Below are 21,782 nucleotides of genomic sequence, written 5' to 3' on the forward strand. Positions count from 1 at the left end.
AGTAATTTTCTAATCTGGAACTCTTCTCAACGTCACGGAAATAAAGATGAAGACATTCAATGAGTTTGGACAACCTGTGGGCGAAGCCCTTATCGACTGGCAGCCTCGCCCTCATCCGTCCCGGGTGGTACTGCAGGGGCATTATTGTCGGCTTGAACCGCTGCGCGTGGAGCATGCCGGGGCGCTGTTCTCCGCCTATGCTCTGGCCGGAGACACCCGGAGCTGGACGTGGCTACTGCGTGAACCCGATGCCACGGCCGCTGAGTTTACCGAATGGGTGGCAAGCGTGTGTGAGTTATCTGACCCGATGCACTTTACCGTTATAGATAATCAGACCCAGGCCCCGGTCGGGACGCTGGCCCTGATGCGGATCGATCCTAAAAACGGCGTTGTGGAAGTGGGACACGTTCACTTCTCCGTGCTGTTAAGCCGCACGCCCATGTCAACAGAAGCGCAATATCTGCTGATGCGGTACGCGTTCGATACCCTGGGCTACCGGCGATATGAATGGAAGTGCAACAGCCTGAACGAACCATCACGCAAAGCGGCACTGCGTCTGGGCTTTCAATTTGAAGGCCGTTTTCGCCAGGCGCTGGTCATAAAAGGCCGTAACCGGGATACCGACTGGTTTTCGATTCTCGACAAAGAGTGGCCGGCGCTGGCGAGCGCCTTTGAAGGCTGGCTTGCCACCGACAATTTTACTGCCGATGGCAAACAGAAAAGATCCCTGGAAAGCTGGCGAGAAACGCGCGTCTAGCGTCTTTTTTTACGTCCCTGCACCGCCTTAAAGCGCGGATTGGATTTGCAAATCACGTATAAGCGTCCCTTGCGTTTGACTATCTGGCAATCCGGGTGACGCTGTTTTGCGCTGCGCAATGAGTTAAGCACCTGCATGGTTAGCCCCGCTTCGCATTAAGAAAACCGCCAAAACGCTTGCGGAAGCGCGCTGCGCTGCCATCCGTGGAAAACGTTTTTTGCTTACCGGTATAAAACGGATGCGATTTTGAAGAAACCTCGATAGTGATGTACGGATACGTTTCACCGTCGAGTTCAATTTCGCGGTCGGTTTTAATGGTTGAACCCACTTTAAAGTATTCATTGGCACTGGTGTCGTGGAATACCACGGTGCGATACGCTGGATGGATGTTTGGTTTCATCATAAATCCTTTGTGTTTTGTTATAACATAACAAATAATATCCAGGCAAGGTTGAAAAAACAACCCTCTCTCTCCTGAGGATATTTTCTGATTTGCTTTAGATAACATGAAAACCCTGCCCCCACGTGCTATAACTATTTCATTTCGCGGTAAAATCTTTCTCTTCAGGCAGGAAACTCAGCGTCCGGATTCGGGCATATGGGAAAGGAAACGACAGCATGAAAACCCGACATCTGGTCAGTCTGGTGACTGGCGTACTTATCTTTTCCGTGCTGGTTCCCATTTGCCTCAGCATCTGGCTTGCCCATCGCCAGGCGGAAGAGAAATTTGTTGATGCGCTGGATAGCTATGCTTCTCGCGTGCTGATGCGCACCGACAGGGTCGTGGATCAGGCTAAAGAAGCGTTAAATCACCTGCAGGGATTTAAGGGCGTTCCCTGTAGTCCGCTGCATTTGAGGGAGATACGTCGGGTCGCGTTCTCGTGGCGCTATATCCAGGAGGTGATCTATATCGACAACCTCACACCCCTCTGCTCTTCGCTTGAGCAGGCGAGTAAATCCGCCGCTTATCCTCCTCCCATGCGTATCACCGAAGATGGCTACAGCGCGTGGCTTACCGCACAGAACGATCTTGGCTTTCACCGCTATATGGCCGTGCTCGGGAAGGGCCATTACCTTGTTCTGGTCGATCCTGCCTCGCTTGTGGATGTGATCCCTTTCGGGGCGATTGCCATTGATGCCGCTCTGGTGGGAAGCGCAACGCATCTTATTTTCGCCAGCAGTAACACGCTTGATCCGCATATCCGCGATCGGATCAACGATCTAGGCGTCTCCAGCGTTCAGTACAAGGGCTCCATGTACGTCATGAAGCCGGTACCTGAGCTTGGATTTACTGTCGTCACGTGGGCATCGCTCACCCCCCTGGCTGAAAGCTGGCACCGACAGCTGCTTTTCTGGCTGCCGTTTGGCGTCATGATAAGCCTGCTGGCGGCACTGTTTGTCCTGCGGATCCTGCGACGTATCCAGTCGCCGCGCAATCGCCTGCTGGACGCCATTAACAGCCGCGATTTTGTGGTTCACTATCAGCCCATCGTGGCGCTGTGCAGTGGAAAAATCGTGGGTGCGGAAGCGCTTGCGCGCTGGCCCCAGCCAGACGGAAGCAGTCTCTCGCCTGATATATTTGTGCCGCTTGCCGAGCAAACCGGCCTCATCTCGCAGCTGACGCAGTTAGTTATGGAAAAAGTGTTTGAAGATATGGGCCACTGGCTGCGGCTCCACCCCGATCAGCATATCTCCATCAACCTCGCCCCGGCCGATTTGACCTCCGGTAATCTGCCGCCTTTACTGAGCCAACTCCTGAATAAGTGGCAGATTCATCCCCGACAAATCGCCCTTGAGTTAACCGAGCGTGGCTTTGCCGACCCCAAAATCAGCGCGCCGGCTATCGCCGCGTTTCGCCGTTCGGGCCACCCTGTCTACATTGATGATTTTGGCACGGGCTATTCCAGCCTCAGCTATCTGCAGCATCTCGATGTCGACACGCTAAAAATTGACAAATCGTTCGTGGATGCACTGGAGTACAAAAACGTAACGCCGCACATTATCGAAATGGCGAAGTCGCTGCAGCTGGCAATGGTGGCGGAAGGCGTGGAGACCGAAGGGCAGCTTACCTGGCTGCACCGCCACGGCGTGCAGTATGGGCAGGGGTGGTTCTACAGTAAGGCGCTGCCCAGGACGGAATTTATCCTTTGGGCAGAGAACAACCTCGCCACGCGCTCTACTTAAGATAGGATTTGATCACCTGCAGCACAACGCCAAGATCGGCTTCACGCTGCGCCTCTTCGGGCTCTTTCACGACATGATCGGTAAGATGCCCTTCAATCACCTGCATCATCATGCCATTGACCGCGCCACGGATCGCCGCCAGCTGTTGTAACACCTCGGCACATTCGTGATCGCTGTTGAGCATCTTCTCCAGCGCGGTGCTCTGCCCCTGAATTTTCTTCAGGCGAGTCAATAACATCTTCTTATCGCGAACGGTATGTGACATCTCTGTCTCCCTCAGTTTTGGCTTTTAAAGCATATCACGCTCTACTCCCCCTGACTATTTTTCTACTGGGGGGTAGTATTAGGCTACTGGGGGGGAGTACTATTTGCGCACGCTTTCCATACTGGAAATTTCAATGAACGATTTTGCTTCACTCCTGCAGCAGGGTAATGCCTGGCTGTTTGTTCCCAGCGCTATCCTGCTCGGTGCGCTGCATGGCCTGGAGCCGGGCCACTCAAAAACAATGATGGCTGCCTTTATCGTGGCTATCCGCGGCACGCTGAAGCAGGCGGTGTTGCTCGGTCTGGCGGCTACGCTTTCCCATACGGCGGTAGTCTGGATCATTGCCATGGCAGGACTATGGTTTGGCCGTGGCTGGGACGCACATACGTCCGAACCCTGGTTCCAGCTGATCTCCGGGGTGTTGATCGTTGCAATCGCCCTGTGGATGGCGTGGCGAACCTGGAAAGAGAGCCGGCCACACGATCATCATCACGATTGCCACCACCATCATGACCATGACCATGACCATGACCACCATGATCATCACCATGAACACCCGCTGGTTGAAGAGGAGTGGCAGGACGCCCACCAGCGCGCGCACGCGCAGGATATCAACCGGCGTTTCAACGGACAAAACGTGACGACAGGACAGATCGCGATGTTTGGCCTGACCGGCGGGCTTATCCCTTGCCCAGCGTCCATCACCGTTCTGCTGATCTGCCTGCAGCTGAAGCATTTTGCGCTCGGCGCGACGCTGGTTTTCAGCTTCAGCATCGGTCTGGCATTAACGCTGGTCGCTTCCGGCGCGATTGCCGCCTTGAGCCTCAAGCACGCGACAAAACGCTGGCCCGGATTTAGCGAACTTTCTCGCAAAGCGCCGTGGATCTCCGCCGCGTTGATTATCGTGGTAGGGATTTACATGAGCCTGCATGGCCTGAGCGGCATTCTGGCGTAAGCAGGCGGCCACGCCCGGTGGCCGCCTCTCAGGTCAGGTAAGAGTCTGCTGCCAGCTAAAGGTATAACGAAGCTGGCGCGTCTGCAGGATAAATTCCGGCGAAACGCTGGGGCTCCAGGAGTCATCGCCGCCCACCCCCATATGAAACGCATCGAGGTTGAGCCAGCACCCCGGCTCTTCCCGCAGCAGATGATGATGGGTTGTCTCACGCAGCTGCTGCTGGCTATAGCGTCCCACTGAGAAATGGAACGCGCCATTCAGCTGATGCGCACCCAGCACAAGTTTGCGGGTATCGCAGCGCAAACCATTTTCCGTCGGGAAGATATACGGCGTGTGCATGTCTGCCAGGGGCAGTGTCCAGCGCCCCTGCTGCGCCGCCAGCTTTCTGTCCGGGTAGTTTTCATGCGGACCCAGCCCCAGCCAGTCAACCTTTTCTGGCGTTTCAGCGAGATGAACGCTCAGGCCAATGCGCGCGGGCTCCGGGATATCAGACGCAATATCGACCTGAATGTCGCCATGCAGAACACCCTGCTCGTCCACCCGCCAGATTTTACGGCTCAGGAACAGCGCCCTGCCGCGATGCTCCAGGACATTAAGCGTGGTAACCACCACCTCACGCGCATGCTGCTCTGCCTCACAGTGCAGCATGCGCGAGGTGAGATCGTACATGCCCGCCGCTTTCCAGCGTTCAACCCACGCGTTTGGATCGATGCGCGTCGCTTCGCTCACCCCAATGTCGTTGTCCAGCGGCGCGCGGCTGACGTTATCCGTCACGGGTGAAAGCAGCGTTTCAACGCCATTTCGCCACCATTGAGTCAGGTTTCCGGATGCGCGATCGAACTGCCATCGCTGTTGACGATGCGTGACCTCCAGGATGCGATCGTTTTGCGTTAAAACCGGCGGCTCGCCCGTAGAGGCTGACGGTGCAATAAAGAGTGGGGCCGGAAGCGTCCACTGCTCCCACGCGCAGCGATGGCCTGCCGGTGACCACGGCGTTGCCAGCGGCTGGCGAACCTCAACGTTCAGCCAGATTTCACCCGGCCCGGCCTTCAGCTCCGGCAGGTCGAGTTCCAGACGCCGGGCGCCTTCAGGCGTTATCGCGAGCGTCACCTCACCTGCGGCCAGCACGTCTCCGTCCCGGGCAACCGTCCAGCTCAGCACCTCGTTATCGGTAGGGCGGAACAGGTAGTCGCTTTGCACCTCAATCACCAGCGGAGAGGTACTGACCAGCGTAAAGGTAAAGAACTGCTGGGCGCGCTGCGCCTCGTACAGCGCCGGGTGCGGCGTGCGATCGGGAAAGACCAGGCCATTGAGGCAGAACTGGCGATCGTTCGGCGTATCGCCAAAATCCCCGCCGTAGGCCCAGAACGCGTTGCCCTTTTCGTCTTTCTTCGTCAGTGCCTGATCGACCCAGTCCCAGACAAACCCACCCTGCAGGCGAGGATGGCTGCGAAACGCCTGCCAGTATTTCGCAAACCCGCCGAAGCTATTTCCCATCGCGTGGGCGTATTCACAGAGGATCAGCGGACGCGTTTCGTCGGGCATACCGATCCATTTTTTAATTGACCATTTAGGCACCGCCGGGAAAGGCTGATCCCAATCGACCCGGGCGTACATCGGACAAACAATATCGGTCGCCGCCGTATTCGCCCCGCCGCCTTCGTACTGCACCGGGCGCGTGGGATCGGTGGTTTTCAGCCAGCGGTACAGCGCATCATGATTCGCGCCGTGGCCGGACTCGTTACCCAGCGACCAGATGATAATTGAGGGATGATTGCGATCGCGCTGCACCATGCGGGTTACGCGCTCGCTCATGGCGGGCAGCCAGCGCGGATCGTCAGCGAGGCGGCTCATCGGCACCATGCCGTGGGTTTCAATATTGGCTTCGTCAACGACATACAGCCCGTAGCGATCGCAAAGCCGGTACCACAGCGGATGGTTCGGGTAGTGCGAGCAACGAACGGCGTTGAAGTTATGCTGCTTCATGATTTCGATGTCGCGACGCATGGTCGCCTCGTCCATCACCTGACCGTTTTCCGGGTGATGCTCGTGACGGTTAACCCCGCGGATCAGCAGCGGCTTACCGTTAAGCTTCAGCAGGCCGTTGCTGATGTCAACGCGGCGGAAGCCCACATCGCACGCCTCAACCTCCAGCACCTCGCCCTGCGGACTGAGAAGCGCCATCGTCAGGCGATACAGTTCCGGCGTTTCAGCACTCCAGAGCGCGGGACGGTCAATGGGGATCGCCACCGTTAAGCGTTCGTCCCAGCTGCCGCGCTCGTCCACAACGGCAGACCCCGGACGCCGGGAAACGCTGGCGCATTTTTCACCCTTGCGCCACAGGGTAAAGACCACCTCGCAGTCTGCAAAGCCCGCCCCTGCCAGCGCGACATCTGCCTTAAGCACCGCGCGGTCCAGTTCCGCATTCAGGTCCGTCACCACGCGATAATCGGCAATCTGCGTTTCGGGTTTATGCAGTAGCGTCACATCGCGGAAAATACCACTCATGCGCCACATGTCCTGATCTTCCAGATAGCTGCCGTCGCACCAGCGCAACACCATGACCGCCAGGCGGTTCTCACCGGGCCGCAGGACCGTCGAGAGATCGAATTCAGCAGGCAGCCTGCTGTCCTGGGAATAGCCCATCCACCGCCCGTTGCACCACAGATGAAACGCAGAGTTCACGCCGTCAAAGATGATGCGGGTCTGCCCGCTCTGAAGCCACGCGTCATCCACATTAAATGTGAGCGAGTAACAGCCGGTTGGGTTTTCCTGCGGCACAAAAGGCGGATTAACGGGGATAGGATAGGTGACGTTGGTGTAGATGGGCGTGTCAAACCCCTGCATCTGCCAGTTCGACGGCACGGGCATCGCAACGGCGTCTGCACAATCTTCGGTTACCCACGCCTCCGGGATTTGCTCAGGTGCAGGAAAGTAGTTAAATCGCCACACCCCATTGAGGGAGCGTCTGCTGGCGGATGCAGCATCATCCAGGGCAGGCTGTTCAAGACGCCAGCTGTGTAACGGCGCATGTGCCTCCAGACGGTTCCACTGGGTGACACCCGGGTTTTCCCAGTCCCGCCGGGCCAGAATGGCGCTGAGAGTCAGCGATAAAGTGTTGGGCATATTAACCTCTTTGCGAAGCGCTCACAATTTTGGTTAACATGCCCTGGCACCCGGCGACGGTAAAGCACGCAATCGCGGGGTAGCGAGTCCGATCACAAAGTTTTATTTGCGGGCAAGCTGCCCGGCAAGGAGGGCCAGGCTTCTGAGCTGCTGCGCCAGATCCTCGCGTTCGGCCTGCTGCGGGGTGCGGCGCGCGCTGGAATGGCGGGTCACCAGCGTTACCGGCAGCTGAACCTGCCAGCATTCCTCCCCCCCGCAGGGGGACAGAAGCCACTCTACGCTGCGCTCGCCCGCCTCGCGAAACGCCTGACGAATGGTCGTCAGCGGCGGAGAAAACCAGGCGCTGTCGGCCGTATCGTCAAACCCGACCACCGATATCTGGCCAGGAACAGCTATCCCTTTTTCCGCACAGGCGCGCATTACCCCAAGCGCCATCTGATCGTTCGCCACCAGAATGGCATCCGGCAGTACCGCCCCCGAGAGCAGCACATGTCCCTTCTCATAGCCGCTGGCCGCGCTCCAGTCGCCGTAGGCCACCGCAGCCGCGTCAAGACCCGCCTGCGCCAGCGTCGCTTTCCATCCCGCCAGACGCGCGCGCGCAGAGACAGAGCTTTCCGGCCCGCTCAGCAGGGCAATATGCTGATGCCCCAGCGAAAGCAGATGCTCAACGCCCAGCCGTGCCCCCTCCTCGGCGTTAAACACGAGGCTATTTACCTGCGCTGACGGTGACACGTCGAGGAACAGCACCGGGACGGGCGTCGCCAGCGACCTGAGCGCTTCGGCGTGCGGATCGTCAAGCGGCACATTTACCAGCAGCGCGTCTACCCGCTGCGCCAGCAGCGCCTGAAGCGCCGCCTGACACTGCTGCGGCTGCTCCACCATGGAAATCAGGACGCTCGCCCCCTGCCCTGCAGCCCGGGATTTTACCGCCGAGACAATTTGCGAAGGCGCGTGCAGCGCCAGATCGGTGGTAATGAGCCCCAGCGTACGGGTGCGTTTCCCCGCCAGCTGCTGCGCCCGCAGGTTGGGAACGTAATGCAGCTCCGCCATTGCCTGCTGCACCTTTTCCCGCGTGCGGGCAGAGACGTGCTCCGCGTCGTTAATCACGCGGGAAACGGTCTGATAAGAAACCCCCGCAAGGAGGGCGACATCATAAAGAGTGATTGCTTTCATGCGTTCTGGCATCGCGATTTTCGAAGCGTCTATTCTGGCACAGCGACGCCGTTAAAACATGTGAGCGCTTCGCAAATTAAACAACCCGCTCCGGCTGCGTCATTTTTTCACCGCGCGGCTTCTGGCGGAACCAGGGCAAACAGAGCTGAATAAGCGGGCCAATGGTCAGAGCATACGCCACGGTTCCCACCCCAAACGAGCCACCCAGCACGCACCCAATCAGCAGGACGGACACTTCGATGGAGGTACGCACGCTGCGAATGGACCACCCCAGCCGGGCGTGAATGCCGGTCATCAGGCCGTCGCGCGGACCAGGCCCGAAACCGGCCCCGATGTACATGCTGGTGGCGATCGCGTTCATCACGATGCCCGACACCAGGAAAGCGATGCGCACGGATAACGAACTCAGTTCGGGGATAAGCGCCATGCTGGCGTCCGCCGCCAGACCGATACAAATCACGTTGCTGATCGTGCCAAGACCGGGCATCTGACGCAGTGGGATCCACAGTAAGAGCACCGCAGCCCCGGTCAAAATGATCACCGTCCCGATGCTCATCCCCAGCTGTATTCCTACGCCAAGGTGAAACACATCCCATGGATCGACCCCCAGATCCGCACGAATAAACATCGCGGTGGAAAGCCCATACAGCCCTAAACCGACATAAAGTTGTAGCAGACGACGTACCATTTTTATCTTCTCCAGTGAACCCGACTTTCATCCTGACCTAAAATGGCACTAAGATTAATGTCCAGTTTTTAAATAGTGGACTGCTTATGTCATCACGCCGCTTCGGAAGCCAGTCTTTGGTACGCCTTTTAGGGCACTGGCAGCAAACTTCATCCCGCACTCCGCTCTGGCGCCAGCTGGCCGACGCGCTGCGCTTATTAATCCTTGATGGCCGGCTGGCGCTGCATACGCGCCTGCCAGGTGAGCGTGAGCTGGCGACGGTGCTGAACGTCAGCCGAACCACCGTCAGCAGCGCCCTCGCCCACCTGCGTGAAGAGGGTTATCTTGAAAGCCGCCACGGCAGCGGGTCGCGCGTCATCCTCCCGGATGCACGCGCCGTTCCCACCCTTTCCGCAGCGAGCGTCGCCCTGGATCTTTCCACTGCCGCCCTCAGCGCCGGGCCGGAGATCCACCAGGCTTACACCCATGCACTTACGGCTATTACTCAACACCTCTCGCTGACGGGCTACGAGCAGCTTGGGCTGCCGGCGCTACGGGAGGCTATCGCTGCGCGCTATACCGCGCGAGGTCTTCCCACCCGGGCAGACGAGGTGATGGTGGTCAACGGTGCCGTCAGCGGGTTCGCGCTGGTGCTGCGGATGATGGCCGGACCGGGGGATCGCGTCGTGGTCGATCACCCCACCTATCCGCTGGCGATTGCCGCTATTCAGGGAGCACAGTGTCGGCCCGTGGGAGTGTCGTTGCCGGAAACGGGCTGGGATACGGATGGCTTTGCGGCTACGCTTGCCCAGACCGCGCCGCGCCTGGCCTACCTGATGCCAGATTTTCACAACCCAACCGGTCGATGCATGGATATCGCCACCCGTCAGGCAATCGCTGATATAGCAGCCCAGACCCGCACGGCGCTGGTCGTGGATGAAACGATGGTCGATCTCTGGTTTGATTCGCCACCGCCGCCACCGCTGGCATCGTTTAACCCGCAGGCCAGCGTGATTACGCTAGGCTCTGCCGGAAAAAGCTTCTGGGGCGGGCTGCGTCTCGGCTGGATCCGAGCCTCCTCGCGTACTATCGCCACGCTCGCCCAGACGCGCGATACGCTGGATTTAGGCTCGCCGCTGCTTGAGCAGCTGGCGACGCTGTGGCTTATCGACAACAGCGAGCGTTTTCTGCCCGCTCGCCGCAAGATGCTGGCGGAACGGCGCGATCGATGCAGTAACCTGCTGCGAGAACATTTCCCGGAGTGGACGTTTCATGAGGCGGAGGGCGGACTCTCTTACTGGATCGAACTTCCTGGCATGCTGGCGACACAGCTTGCCGCACGGGCAGAAATCATCGGGATTAACCTGGGAACCGGGACGCGGTTTGGCTTATCGGGGGCGTTTGACCGCTTTTTACGTATGCCCTTTTCGCTGGAGCCAGCGGAGCTGGAAGCGGCATTGCTGCGGATTAAACCGTTATGGCTCGCGCTAAATTCAAATACGCCAGCAGTCAAACGCCGCCTGGTTTAATATTAAAATTTTGAACTGGATCATAAAATAAAAACTGCTGACTGTAATATATGCAGTCAGCAGTTTTCACTGGTCAGGATTTAGTGCTGAGGAGGAATGGGGAAACCTTTCAGGGAAATAACGAAATTATCACCGTCTTTCTTTATTTTTGCACCGGTATCACACCAGTCAGACGCAATACGAAAGAACTCATCGCTTCCAACATTCCAGCCAAGACGTACATGCTTCACGTAGCCTGAACGCAACAGAGCGCAGGCCTCGTTGTAGTCACTGGCAGTTGACAGTTGTTGTTTCATTTTCTCTTCTTCAGAAGTTTACGTAGAGCCTTGATTTCTTTAGGAGTAAAAGGAGAAACACTCTCTTCTTCCGTATGCTGATTATCAATATCCTCTTCCGATACTCCCGCCTCTTCTACTGCTTCAAACGCCAGCAGCAGCAGTTTCTCTGTGGTCACGCTTAAATTTTCGTTATTTACTTCCGCATAGTGGCGGAGTCTTTCTTTTAGCGCTTCGTCAATTTTAACATTTAAAACTGCAGTAGCCATGTTTGTCACTTCCCTTCGGAATAAGTACTTTATTTAATACACGAAGTTATCTCTGTTATCCAGATCTATATTTTTTTGAATTTTGACGAAAATAGACGTCCAATTATAAAATGCCAGTCTATTATTACAGGTTTATGACAGTAATATTTCAGGGCGATGAAATATATATTACACGGTATAGGCATTATATTATTGTGGAATAAAGGCTAAAAAGAGATGGAAACAGGAAAGATGGATGAGGCCACAAATGGGTGGGGGCCCTGCCAGCTACATCCCGGCACCCACGTCGTCTGCCCTGGCTGCTTCCTTCCGGACCTGACCTGGTGAACAGAGTAGCGTTGCGGGAGAACCAACAGAGCCCCCATTGAGAGCGTTGATAACCAACGCGCTGGCGCATTATCCCTGTGCGAAGAGCCAATTGCAAGCGACCAGGAACCGGATGCTGGTTTCTTGCGCAAACAGGCGCAGCAATCAGGACGATCTTCGTTTACCATGACGGTCCAAACATCCCCACAGGTGAAGGTATGGACGAAAACGACTCCTTTCCCCAGCGCGTATGGCAAATCGTGGCCTCGATTCCGGAAGGCTATGTCACCACCTATGGTGATGTGGCAAGGCTGGCAGGCTCTCCGCGCGCGGCGCGACAGGTCGGCGGCGTCTTGAAGCGGCTGCCGGAAGGCAGTACGTTGCCCTGGCATCGGGTAGTGAACCGTCATGGCGCTATCTCGCTGACCGGGCCGGATCTCCAGCGTCAGCGTCAGGCGTTGCTTTCAGAGGGTGTGCAGGTGTCGGGCGCAGGACAGATAGATTTGCAGAAATACCGCTGGGTGTACTAAACCCTCCCCCGAAGGAGAGGGTAAGAGCAACAGTTACATCTGGGTCGGTGGGGTTGGCAGGGACGGCTGATTGGTCTGTGGAGCAACCGGGACTTCGGTTTGCTGCACCGGCACCAGATTCAGGTCGATTTTGGTTCCACCGTGGTTAATCGCTTCCTGGACCGTATCGGTGATAAAGACCAGCTTGCCGTTGATGGTTACCGCTGCGCTCAGCAGAATACGGGCATTCGGCTGCACGTCTGAAGGGTTATACGGCAACACGAAGCTAAACGGAGCCTGTTTACCTTCAGTACGGACCGCGCGCTGAGCCAGCACCTTCGACGGCGCGTCCGCCAGGGAAGCATCAGACAGCGTGACCGTTAGTACCGCATCCGGCGGCAGAGCGACTCTCTGTTTAATCCAGATTGTACCGGAAACGTTAGGCTGCTGAATGGATTGCTGTGAAAGGGTATTAATCCCGTTCGGATCTGCAGCTGGTACCGGCACCTGGGCGCTCTTACCGGCACAGGCGGACAACGCCACCGCAATAGCTACACCACTTAGCATGGGCACGAGTTTCATTGAAGTCTCCTTATCATCAATGCACCAGCGGGATCGATCCCATCCGATGTCGTTTCAATCACATAACGTTTTTAAGTGTGGCACAGATCACCGATTAATGCCTAAAAACGTGCCGACATTCAGATTATTCTACCCATCGGACCACTTTCATTTCTGCGTTATACTCTGCCTATCTTTCGCTACGGCGTTTATTGAGGATAATTATGAGTCAGGCACTGAACAATCTGCTGACATTACTGAATCTGGAAAAAATTGAGGAAGGACTCTATCGCGGGCAGAGCGAAGACCTCGGCTTACGTCAGGTTTTCGGCGGCCAGGTCGTTGGACAAGCGCTCTACGCTGCAAAGGAGACCGTCCCTGCAGACCGCCTGGTGCACTCATTCCACAGCTATTTCTTACGCCCTGGCGACAGCGCAAAACCGATCGTGTATGACGTTGAAGTCCTGAGAGACGGCAACAGCTTCAGCGCACGCCGCGTGGCGGCCGTTCAGAACGGTAAGCCAATCTTTTATATGACCGCCTCTTTCCAGGCGCCGGAACCGGGGTATGAACATCAGAAAGTGATGCCGCCAGCACCGTCGCCGGACGAACTCAAATCAGAGACCGATATCGCCCGCGCGCTGGCGCATCTGCTTCCGCCGCAGGTCAAAGAGAAGTTTCTCTGCGATAAACCGCTGGAGATCCGCCCGGTTGAGTTCCACAACCCCATGAAAGGCCACACCGCCGAGCCGAAACGTCAGGTCTGGATCCGCGCCAATGGCACCGTGCCGGAAGATTTCCGCGTGCATCAGTATCTGCTGGGCTACGCGTCAGACTTTAACTTTCTGCCGGTTGCGCTACAGCCGCACGGTGTTGGTTTCCTTGAAAAAGGGATGCAGGTCGCAACCATCGATCACTCCATGTGGTTCCACCGTCCGTTCAATATGAATGAGTGGCTGCTTTACAGCGTGGAGAGTACGTCAGCGTCGAGCGCTCGCGGGTTTGTGCGTGGAGAGTTTTATACCCAGGACGGCGTGCTGGTCGCTTCTACGGTGCAGGAAGGGGTAATGCGTAATCGCGGGTGATGGTGTGCGGCCTGATGCCCTCACCCTGACCCTCTCCCATGGGAGAGGGAATAAACATTAAAAACGGCAACCGAAGTTGCCGTTTTGCTTTTTATTAGGCGTTATACGCATTCTCGCCGTGGCTGTTGACGTCCAGACCTTCGCGCTCCTGCTCTTCCGGTACGCGCAGCCCAACGGTCATATCCGCCAGCTTATAGCCGATGAAGGCGACAACGGCAGACCACACCACGGTGATAGCGATACTTTCCAGCTGCACCAGCACCTGATGAACCATGGTGACACCTTCTGCGTAGCCCACGCCACCCAGTGATTTCGCGGCGAAGATGCCGGTCATGATACAGCCGACGATGCCGCACACGCCGTGGACGCCGAACACATCGCAAGGGTCATCCACGCGCAGCACGCGTTTCAGTGCGGTGACGCCCCACAGACCTGCCAGGCCCGCGACCAGTCCCACCAGCAGCGCACCACCGACACCCACATAGCCACACGCCGGGGTGATACCAACCAGACCGGCAATCGCCCCCGAACAGGCACCCAGCAGGGAAGGTTTACCGCGTACCGCCCACTCGCCGAATACCCAGGAGAGAATTGCACCCGCCGTCGCCACAACGGTGTTTACGAAGGCCAGCGCGGCGATTTCGTTCGCGGCACTTGCGGAGCCGGCGTTGAAGCCGAACCAGCCAAAGTAGAGGATAGCCGTACCGGTAAACACCATCGGCAGGTTATGCGGTTTGAACGCCTCTTTACCGAAGCCCACGCGTTTGCCAATCAGGTATGCGCCCACCAGACCCGCTACCGCGGCGTTGATATGTACAACGGTACCGCCCGCAAAGTCCAGCGCGCCGTGCGTTGCCAGCAGACCACCGCCCCAGACCATGTGCGCAATCGGCACATAGGAGAGGGTCAGCCAGACCACCACGAAGATCAGAACGGCAGAGAAACGGATGCGCTCCGCCAGCGCGCCCACAATCAGCCCGACGGTAATGCAGGCGAACGAGCCCTGGAACGCGACGTGGATGTACTGGTAGAAGCTGCCCATCAGCGCGGTCAGCTCAATATTTTTCAGCATTACCCAGTCGAAGTTACCAAAGAAGGCGTTGCCGGTACCGAAGGCCAGCGAGTAACCGTAAACCACCCACAGCACGCAGACCAGCGCGAACGTCACGGCAACCTGCGTCAGCATGGAGAGAACGTTTTTGCCGCGGATCAGGCCGCCGTAGAACAGCGCAATGCCCGGGATAGACATGAACAGCACCAGCGCGGTGCTGATCATCATAAAGGCGTTATCGGCTTTGTCTGCCACGGCAGGAGCAGCCAGCGCCAGGCCCGGCAGCAGTGCCAGCGAACCCAGACCCGTTTTAAGTGTTGCTATCTTCATTTTCTCGATCCCTATCACTGTGTGCCAGGCGTTATTTACAGTGCCGCTTCGTCAGATTCGCCGGTACGAATGCGAATGACGCGCTGCAGTTCGGCAACGAAAATTTTGCCGTCGCCAATTTTGCCGGTGTAGGCCGCTTTGCTAATCACATCAATCACTTCATCAAGCTGATCGTCAGCAATCGCGACATCAATTTTTACTTTTGGCAGAAAGTTAACGCTGTATTCCGCCCCGCGATAAAGCTCGGCATGACCCTTCTGACGACCAAAGCCTTTCACTTCGGTGACAGTCAGTCCCTGAATACCCATTGAGGACAATGCTTCACGCACGTCTTCCAGTTTGAATGGTTTGATTACCACCGTAACCAGCTTCATAGATCCCCTCCAGTCAGAATTCGGTAATGGCCGCAGCTCACGCAGAAGGTATTGCAAGGGGTGTGCCAGAAATGAAATGGAGGGAGAAAAGCGGTGCGACGAGCGTTATGCCGTCTTCCTTAATGAACCGGCGAAAAAAAACGCACCATGTCGGTGCACGGTGCGTTTCAGTATTGCACCAACAGGAATGACTGTTAGCGCGTTGCTTTGTTTTGGTGCATCAGGCGCTGAGCGACTCTTCCTCGCGCACGCTGGCCGCGAGCTCTTCGCCCGCCAGCTGAAGCTGATACATCTGCCAGTAACGCCCTTTGGCTTCCAGCAGCTCACGGTGCGTCCCGCGCTCCACGGCTTGTCCACGATGCAGCACCAGAATGGTATCGGCATCGACAATGGTGGAAAGGCGATGGGCAATCACCACCAGCGTCGTATGGTCGCGTACCGCGGCCAGCGCCTGCTGGATGGCCTGCTCGGTGCCGGAGTCAATGCTGGCCGTCGCTTCATCCAGAATCAGCACCTGCGGGGTTTCAATCAGCACCCGCGCCAGCGCGAGAAGCTGCTTTTGCCCAACGGAGAGGTTGTTTCCCTGCTCGCCCAGCCGGGTATTAATCCCGTCGCTAAACCCGCGCGCCAGGTCTGCCAGCTGCACTTTTTCCAGCACCTCCCATACCTGCTCCTGAGAGTAGTCTCGCCCCAGGGTCACGTTGGCGTAGAAGGTATCGGCCAGGACGACCGGATCCTGCTGCACCATCGCGACGCCTTTACGCAACACGTTGTGACTGAGAGACGCGAGCGGGCGTCCGTCGAGGCGGATTTCGCCTTGCGTGACCGGGTAGTAGCCCATCAACAGGCTGGCGAGCGTGCTCTTGCCGCTGCCCGTATGTCCCACCAGCGCCACGAAACCGCGCGACGGAACATCCAGCGTAATGTCCTGCAACACCAGCCGGTCATCGCGATAGGCAAACGAGACGTTATCAAAGGCAATGGCGCCGCTTTGCAGAGGTCGCTCGTCATGACCGTAGGCCTGGCGCGGTCTGTCCATCAGCTCAAACACGCGCTCGCCGGCGACGACCGCCTGCTGCAGCATCGATTGCTGGGTCGTGAGCTCGATCAGCGGCTCGTTAAGGCGCCCCAGATAGCTAATAAAAGCGTACAGCACGCCCACTTCAATCGTACCGCTTGAGCTCAGGCCAAAGAGCATCAGTAAACCGCAAAGCACCAGCGCAGAGAAAAGGCTGAGCAGCGGACGCAGCAGGAAGCCGTCGAGGCGCAGCGTCTGCATACGCGCCATATAGTGCGATCGGCTGGCTTCGCCCATCCGCTCGCCAAAGCGCGCCTGCTGGCGGAACTGCTGGATGACGCTCATGCCGTTAATCACTTCATTGAAGCCATCGTTAATGTCGGCCAGATAGGCGCGCACCCGACGCACGATTGGCGTGCTGTAGCGCTGGTAGATGATCATCACGATCAGCACCGCCGGGAAGATGGTAATCGCCACCAGCGCCATGCGCCAGTCGAGGCTGAACATCGCCCCCAGCATCGCGCCGATTAGCGCCGCGCTGCGTAACACCGTCGCGACCACGGTGACGTACAGGTCGCGGATCACTTCGGTATCGTTGGTCACGCGCGAAATCACCTGCCCGACCGGCTGGATATCAAACTCGCTGAGCGGCTGGCGAAGCGCCGCGTCCATTACATCCGTGCGCAGCTGCTGAACCACGCCCACGGCGGCACGGTTAAACAGCAGCGACTGCGCATAGTGCAGCCCTGCCGCCGCCAGCTGCAACCCAACGTAGGCCACGCCTAAGCCCGCCACCAGCCCCAGCGGCAGGTAGCTTTTAGCGACCATATTGTCGATGAAGTAGCTGATGAGCAGCGGCCCGCTCACCTCAGCAATCGCCGCTATCCAGAGTAAAAGCACGGCCACGGAGAGGGGTTTGCGCCACGGCGAGCCGTAGGCCAGCAGACGTTTGAGCGTCGGCCACATCGTTCCGAGCTTACGCATTGGTGGCCTCCTGATCCTGTTCCGGCGCATCGTCCAGCGCCGCCTCAAGCTGTTGATAGCGGTACATATCGCGATACCAGCCCGGCTGCTCGGCAAGCGTTTCATGCTGCCCGCGCTGGGCAATGTGTCCGTGCTGTAAGACCAGAATTTCGCTGGCCTCGGTGAGCGCTGACAACCGGTGGGCGCTGATAATCACCGTGCGTCCGTCGCCCCACTGGCGCAGGTTGTGCAGAATCTGATGCTCGGTACGACCATCCACGGCGGAGAGCGCATCATCCAGAATGAGGATTTCAGCATTCAGCAGCAGCGCGCGGGCAATCGAGATTCGCTGTTTCTGCCCGCCGGACAGCATGACGCCACGTTCCCCGACTTCCGTTTCGTAGCCCTGCGGCAGACGCAAAATATCGTCATGTACGCTGGCTAAGCGTGCCACGTGTTCGATCTCTTCCTGCGTCGCCGACGGGTGACCAAGCGCAATGTTATTCGCCACGGTGTCCGAAAATAAAAACGGCGTCTGGCTGACTACCGCCAGACGGCCACGCCACTCGTCCAGCAGCAGGTTCGCCAGGGGGATATCATGGAAACGGATATCGCCCTCGGTGACGTCAAAGTGGCGCTGAAGCAGAGAGAGCACGGTACTTTTTCCGGACCCCGTCGGGCCGCAGATGCCCAGCATCTGGCCCGGCCGCAGCGTAAAGCTAACGTTCTCCAGCACCGGATGTTCCGTTTGCGGATAGACAAATTTGCGAACGTCGACGTTCATAACGCCGCGCCCTTCCGGCACCGCTTCGCTGCCGTCATTGACCACCGGCGCTTCGGCCAGCATGGCGCGGATGCGGCTGTAGGCGGCGCTGCCGCGCTCTACGATATTAAACATCCAGGCCAGCGCCAGCATCGGCCAAATCATCAGCCCCAGATACATCGCAAAGCTGGTCAATTGCCCCAGGGTCAATGTGCCCTGCACCACCATCCAGCTCCCGCCGCCAATGGCAAGCAGGTTTGCCATGCCGATTGCGACATAAATCGTTGGATCAAATCGCGCATCAATACGCGCGACGCGCATGTTTTTCGCCCCCGTGTCTGCCGCATCGGCCGCAAACAGCGCGGACTGCCGATCTTCCAGGCCAAACGCTTTGATCATGCGGATGCTGGTCATGCTCTCCTGGGTGCGATCGTTCAGAGAAGAAAAAGCCGCCTGCGCCAGCTTGAAGCGCTCGTGCAGCTGTTCGCCGTAGCGATTGATCGCCAGCGCCATGATCGGCATCGGCAGCAGGGCGAGCAGGGTTAATTGCCAGCTGATCTGCGTGGACATGACGATCAGCACCGCACAGCCCATCACCAGCGAGTCCACCAGCGTTAACACCCCTTCCCCGGCGGCAAAGACCACGCGATCGACGTCGTTCGTCGCGCGGGCAATGAGATCCCCGGTGCGATGACGCAGATAAAATTCGGGATGCTGTCGGCTCAGCTGGCGGTAAAAATCTTCACGCAGCTCAACGGCCAGCTGATAGGACGCACCAAACAGCAGCACGCGCCAGACGTAGCGCAGGAGATAAACAATGACCGCCGTCAGCACCAGTGTGCCAACCCACATCAACACCCGTGCGGTGGTGTAATGCTGTTCAGTGACGCCATCCACGACGTAGCCCACCACCTTTGGCGGGATCAGCTGCAAAATGGCAATGATAATAAGCAGGGCGACTGCACCGAGGTAGCGTTGCCACTCCCGACGAAAGTACCAGCTTAATTGGGCAAATAATCGCACGCGGTTTGTTCCTGAAGGTATTTTACGAAGTTATTCAATGGGTAAGGCTGTGGTGTACTTAATCTGTTCCATGGCGAAGCTTGAGGTGACGTCCGACAAGCCCGGGACGCTGTTCACCAGTCGCTTGTAGAAATCATCATAGCGCTTCATGTCAGCCACCTGGACGCGCATCAGGTAATCGTACTCGCCGGCCATACGCCAGAAGCCGAGCACCTCTGGCATCTCAGACACCTGAGTGACGAAGCGGCAATACCACTCGCTGCTGTGGTGTTGGGTTTTTATCAGCACAAATGCCGTCAGCCCAAGCCCCAGTTTTTCGGGATCGAGTAATGCGACGCGCCCCAGAAGAATGCCGTCATCTTCCAGCTTTTTTAGGCGCTTCCAGCACGGTGTGGTGGTCAGATTAACGGCATCTGCCAGCGCCTGCAAAGAGAGGGTACAGTCACTTTGCAGCAATGAAAGGAGCTTACGGTCAATTTTATCTAGCATCCCCACCTCATAGAGAAAATTTTTCTCCCTTCATTCTATTTTAAAGGCCAGATAGCAACAATTTTTTCTGTGCTTTTCGCTATGCTGGGCACAAAATGACAAACGGATAACTACGATGAATAGCACCTGGGTTAAACATGCCATCAGCGAAATCAATGCCGACTACCAGCGCTCGGCGGATACCCACCTGATTCGCCTCCCCCTGCCGGGATTTGACGGTATTCAGCTCTACCTGAAGGATGAAAGCACCCATCCTACCGGTAGCCTGAAGCATCGCCTGGCGCGCTCTCTGTTTTTATACGGTTTGTGCAACGGCTGGATCAAAGAAGGCACGACCATTATTGAATCCTCATCCGGTTCAACGGCGGTGTCTGAAGCCTATTTCGCTCGTCTGCTGGGCCTGCCGTTTATCGCCGTGATGCCCTCCTGCACCGCAAAACGCAAAATCGAGCAGATCGAATTTTACGGCGGACGCTGCCATTTTGTGGAAAGCGCCTGCGAAATCTATGCCGCCTCTGAAATGCTCGCCCGCGAGCTAAACGGCCACTATATGGACCAGTTCACCTTTGCCGAGCGCGCAACGGACTGGCGCGGCAATAACAACATTGCCGACAGTATTTTCCGCCAGATGACCCACGAACCGCATCCGGTTCCGTCGTACATTGTGATGAGCGCCGGTACGGGCGGCACGTCAGCCACTATCGGACGCTACATTCGCTGTCAGGGCTACGATACCCAGCTGATGGTAGTTGACCCCCAGAACTCCGTGTTCCTCGACTACTGGCAAAGCCGCGATGCCGGCCTGCGCAGCCCGGTGGGCAGTAAAATTGAAGGAATTGGCCGCCCGCGCGTGGAACCGTCGTTCATTCCTGACGTTGTCGACGAAATGCTCCGCGTGCCGGACGCCGCCAGCGTCGCCACCGCGCACTGGCTGGAGACGCAGCTCGGCCGCAAAGTGGGTGCATCAACGGGCACCAACATGTGGGGCGTACTGCAGCTTGCGGCACGCATGCGCGAGGAAGGCCGTACCGGCTCCATCGTCACGCTGCTGTGCGACAGCGGCGAGCGCTACCTTGAGACCTACTACAATGCGGAGTGGGTACAGGCCAACATCGGCGACATCACCCCGTGGAAAGCGCAGATTGCGCAGCTGCTGAAATAAAAAAAAGCCAGACCGAAGTCTGGCTTGCTGGAAGGGTCTCACTATTCGGGGGAATATGGGAGGTTGTTGTTGTCCAGCCAATGCGTCAAAAAATGGGACACCGCTTCGTTGCCGCAGTGTCCGATAACCGGCAGATGAGGAAGCTCTGCGATCAGCTGCGGCATCGCATTCCCCATAATCAGACCGCGCCCCACGCTGCCCAGCATTTCGCGGTCATTCATGGCGTCGCCAAACGCCATACACTCCTGCAGCGTTAAGCCCAGGTGGTCGCTGAGCACCGCCAGGGCTGAACCTTTGTTACAGCCCACCGGCAGGACTTCAAGACAATCCACCGCCGAGAAGGTCAGGTGCGCCCGGTCGCCCAGCGCCTCATTTAACTGAATGCGTAAGCGGCAAAGATCGTCATGATCGCCACAGAAGCAAATCTTGGTCACCGCGTGGGCAGGGATCCGGCGCAGATCGATAAGCTGGTATTTGAAGCCGCTATAAACATGCGCGTGTAATAATTCGGGGATTTCGCTTCCGGTAAACCAGCCTTGATCGTTGAATACGTGGATACTGGCCTGCGTGTCCCACGTGCTGTGCAGAACAATATCCGCCACTTCCGGGTTGAGATCCTGGCGGTGCAGCACCTCTCCTTCAACGGTGTGAATGCGCGTTCCGTTACCCGTGATTAAAAACGCATCCAGGGAAAACGTGCCCAGCAGATGACGCATCTCCAGCACGTGGCGGCCAGTGGCAAACGTCAGGGTGACATCACGCTCGCGCAGACGCTTCAGGGTACTCAGCGTTTTCTCCCCCAGACGGTGATCCGGCATTAACAACGTACCGTCCATATCAAATGCAGCGAGGCGGGCCATGATTACTCCTGAAATGTGATGCGATTAACTTGTGCATCAGTATCGTGTGAGATATACGGAAGTAATAGTGAATAGATGAAAATTATTG

At 57.4% G+C, this 21,782-nt stretch carries 21 protein-coding genes, 1 other RNA gene and 1 pseudogene; 7 read left to right on the forward strand and 16 right to left on the reverse strand.

Annotated elements, in window-relative coordinates:
• Positions 1–46 precede the first annotated feature (46 nt).
• On the forward strand, positions 47–757 hold the full coding sequence (locus IM303_RS17575; RefSeq protein WP_048999068.1) for a GNAT family N-acetyltransferase: 711 nt from the start codon (positions 47–49) through the stop codon (positions 755–757).
• On the opposite strand, the gene ykgO is transcribed toward IM303_RS17575, so the two are convergent.
• Both ykgO and IM303_RS17585 read right to left on the reverse strand, forming a co-directional pair.
• Positions 754–894 (reverse strand): type B 50S ribosomal protein L36, encoded by a 141-nt coding sequence (ykgO, locus tag IM303_RS17580; RefSeq protein WP_003859006.1) that lies wholly within the window; start codon positions 892–894, stop codon positions 754–756. The genes IM303_RS17575 and ykgO overlap by 4 nt on opposite strands.
• A gap of 2 nt (positions 895–896) precedes the next feature.
• A complete protein-coding gene (locus tag IM303_RS17585; protein WP_006176933.1) occupies positions 897–1,157 on the reverse strand; it encodes a type B 50S ribosomal protein L31 in 261 nt (86 codons plus the stop codon).
• 218 nt (positions 1,158–1,375) lie between these two features.
• Here IM303_RS17585 and IM303_RS17590 point away from each other — a divergent pair, with 218 nt between their 5' ends.
• On the forward strand, positions 1,376–2,941 hold the full coding sequence (locus IM303_RS17590; protein WP_048999065.1) for an EAL domain-containing protein: 1,566 nt from the start codon (positions 1,376–1,378) through the stop codon (positions 2,939–2,941).
• Here IM303_RS17590 and IM303_RS17595 read toward each other — a convergent pair.
• A complete protein-coding gene (locus tag IM303_RS17595; protein ID WP_028012182.1) occupies positions 2,934–3,206 on the reverse strand; it encodes a metal/formaldehyde-sensitive transcriptional repressor in 273 nt (90 codons plus the stop codon). The genes IM303_RS17590 and IM303_RS17595 overlap by 8 nt on opposite strands.
• 133 nt (positions 3,207–3,339) lie before the next feature.
• Here IM303_RS17595 and IM303_RS17600 point away from each other — a divergent pair, with 133 nt between their 5' ends.
• The gene (locus IM303_RS17600; protein ID WP_048999063.1) at positions 3,340–4,161 is read left to right on the forward strand and encodes a nickel/cobalt efflux protein RcnA; all 822 of its coding nucleotides are present in this window, start codon (positions 3,340–3,342) and stop codon (positions 4,159–4,161) included.
• 33 nt (positions 4,162–4,194) lie between these two features.
• Here the strand turns inward: IM303_RS17600 and IM303_RS17605 are convergent, their stop codons facing one another.
• From IM303_RS17605 to IM303_RS17615, 3 genes are all read right to left on the reverse strand, one after another.
• Positions 4,195–7,287 carry a beta-galactosidase gene (locus IM303_RS17605; protein WP_048999062.1) on the reverse strand — a complete coding sequence of 1,031 codons (3,093 nt, stop codon included), beginning with the start codon at positions 7,285–7,287 and terminating at the stop codon, positions 4,195–4,197.
• A 102-nt stretch (positions 7,288–7,389) separates the two neighbouring features.
• On the reverse strand, positions 7,390–8,460 hold the full coding sequence (locus IM303_RS17610) for a LacI family DNA-binding transcriptional regulator (protein ID WP_048999088.1): 1,071 nt from the start codon (positions 8,458–8,460) through the stop codon (positions 7,390–7,392).
• Between the two features lie 76 nt (positions 8,461–8,536).
• Positions 8,537–9,148: a YitT family protein gene (locus IM303_RS17615; protein WP_028012178.1), complete on the reverse strand. Its 612-nt coding sequence runs from the start codon at positions 9,146–9,148 to the stop codon at positions 8,537–8,539.
• Between the two features lie 86 nt (positions 9,149–9,234).
• On the opposite strand from IM303_RS17615, the gene IM303_RS17620 reads away from it, so the two are divergent.
• A complete protein-coding gene (locus IM303_RS17620) occupies positions 9,235–10,656 on the forward strand; it encodes a PLP-dependent aminotransferase family protein (protein ID WP_048999060.1) in 1,422 nt (473 codons plus the stop codon).
• 80 nt (positions 10,657–10,736) lie between these two features.
• On the opposite strand, the gene IM303_RS17625 is transcribed toward IM303_RS17620, so the two are convergent.
• The 3 genes from IM303_RS17625 to ffs form a co-directional block, all read right to left on the reverse strand.
• Entirely contained in the window at positions 10,737–10,952 is a 216-nt protein-coding gene (locus IM303_RS17625) for a hypothetical protein (RefSeq protein ID WP_028012176.1), read from the reverse strand.
• Positions 10,949–11,200, reverse strand: a complete 252-nt coding sequence (locus IM303_RS17630; RefSeq protein ID WP_006176926.1) for a hypothetical protein — start codon at positions 11,198–11,200, stop codon at positions 10,949–10,951. The genes IM303_RS17625 and IM303_RS17630 overlap by 4 nt, the downstream gene beginning before the upstream one ends.
• 258 nt (positions 11,201–11,458) lie before the next feature.
• Positions 11,459–11,555, reverse strand: an RNA gene (gene ffs, locus IM303_RS17635) — signal recognition particle sRNA small type.
• A gap of 84 nt (positions 11,556–11,639) precedes the next feature.
• Here ffs and IM303_RS17640 point away from each other — a divergent pair.
• A pseudogene (locus tag IM303_RS17640) lies at positions 11,640–12,036 on the forward strand (MGMT family protein).
• A 33-nt stretch (positions 12,037–12,069) separates the two neighbouring features.
• Here the strand turns inward: IM303_RS17640 and IM303_RS17645 are convergent.
• Positions 12,070–12,597 (reverse strand): YbaY family lipoprotein, encoded by a 528-nt coding sequence (locus IM303_RS17645; protein ID WP_028012173.1) that lies wholly within the window; start codon positions 12,595–12,597, stop codon positions 12,070–12,072.
• Between the two features lie 203 nt (positions 12,598–12,800).
• Between IM303_RS17645 and tesB the strand changes: the two genes are divergently transcribed.
• Positions 12,801–13,661 carry an acyl-CoA thioesterase II gene (gene tesB / locus IM303_RS17650; protein ID WP_028012172.1) on the forward strand — a complete coding sequence of 287 codons (861 nt, stop codon included), beginning with the start codon at positions 12,801–12,803 and terminating at the stop codon, positions 13,659–13,661.
• Positions 13,662–13,755: 94 nt separating this feature from the next.
• Here the strand turns inward: tesB and amtB are convergent, their stop codons facing one another.
• The 5 genes from amtB to IM303_RS17675 all read right to left on the reverse strand — a co-directional run bounded on the left by amtB (position 13,756) and on the right by IM303_RS17675 (position 19,672).
• Positions 13,756–15,042: an ammonium transporter AmtB gene (gene amtB / locus IM303_RS17655; protein WP_014882787.1), complete on the reverse strand. Its 1,287-nt coding sequence runs from the start codon at positions 15,040–15,042 to the stop codon at positions 13,756–13,758.
• A 35-nt stretch (positions 15,043–15,077) separates the two neighbouring features.
• A complete protein-coding gene (gene glnK, locus IM303_RS17660; protein WP_008503304.1) occupies positions 15,078–15,416 on the reverse strand; it encodes a P-II family nitrogen regulator in 339 nt (112 codons plus the stop codon).
• Between the two features lie 220 nt (positions 15,417–15,636).
• The gene (locus IM303_RS17665) at positions 15,637–17,418 is read right to left on the reverse strand and encodes a SmdB family multidrug efflux ABC transporter permease/ATP-binding protein (protein ID WP_048999057.1); all 1,782 of its coding nucleotides are present in this window, start codon (positions 17,416–17,418) and stop codon (positions 15,637–15,639) included.
• Positions 17,411–19,183, reverse strand: a complete 1,773-nt coding sequence (locus IM303_RS17670; RefSeq protein WP_045259904.1) for a SmdA family multidrug ABC transporter permease/ATP-binding protein — start codon at positions 19,181–19,183, stop codon at positions 17,411–17,413. The genes IM303_RS17665 and IM303_RS17670 overlap by 8 nt, the downstream gene beginning before the upstream one ends.
• Positions 19,184–19,213: 30 nt before the next feature.
• Positions 19,214–19,672, reverse strand: coding sequence for an Lrp/AsnC family transcriptional regulator (locus IM303_RS17675; RefSeq protein ID WP_008503307.1), 459 nt, complete (start codon positions 19,670–19,672; stop codon positions 19,214–19,216).
• A gap of 115 nt (positions 19,673–19,787) precedes the next feature.
• Between IM303_RS17675 and IM303_RS17680 the strand changes: the two genes are divergently transcribed.
• Positions 19,788–20,834, forward strand: coding sequence for a PLP-dependent cysteine synthase family protein (locus IM303_RS17680; protein WP_048999055.1), 1,047 nt, complete (start codon positions 19,788–19,790; stop codon positions 20,832–20,834).
• A gap of 41 nt (positions 20,835–20,875) precedes the next feature.
• Here IM303_RS17680 and cof read toward each other — a convergent pair whose 3' ends face one another.
• Positions 20,876–21,694: an HMP-PP phosphatase gene (gene cof / locus IM303_RS17685; protein ID WP_028012168.1), complete on the reverse strand. Its 819-nt coding sequence runs from the start codon at positions 21,692–21,694 to the stop codon at positions 20,876–20,878.
• Positions 21,695–21,782: the final 88 nt, after the last annotated feature.

Origin of the sequence: Enterobacter cloacae complex sp. P38RS (assembly GCF_014930775.1) — a bacterium.
GTDB lineage: Bacteria > Pseudomonadota > Gammaproteobacteria > Enterobacterales > Enterobacteriaceae > Enterobacter > Enterobacter bugandensis.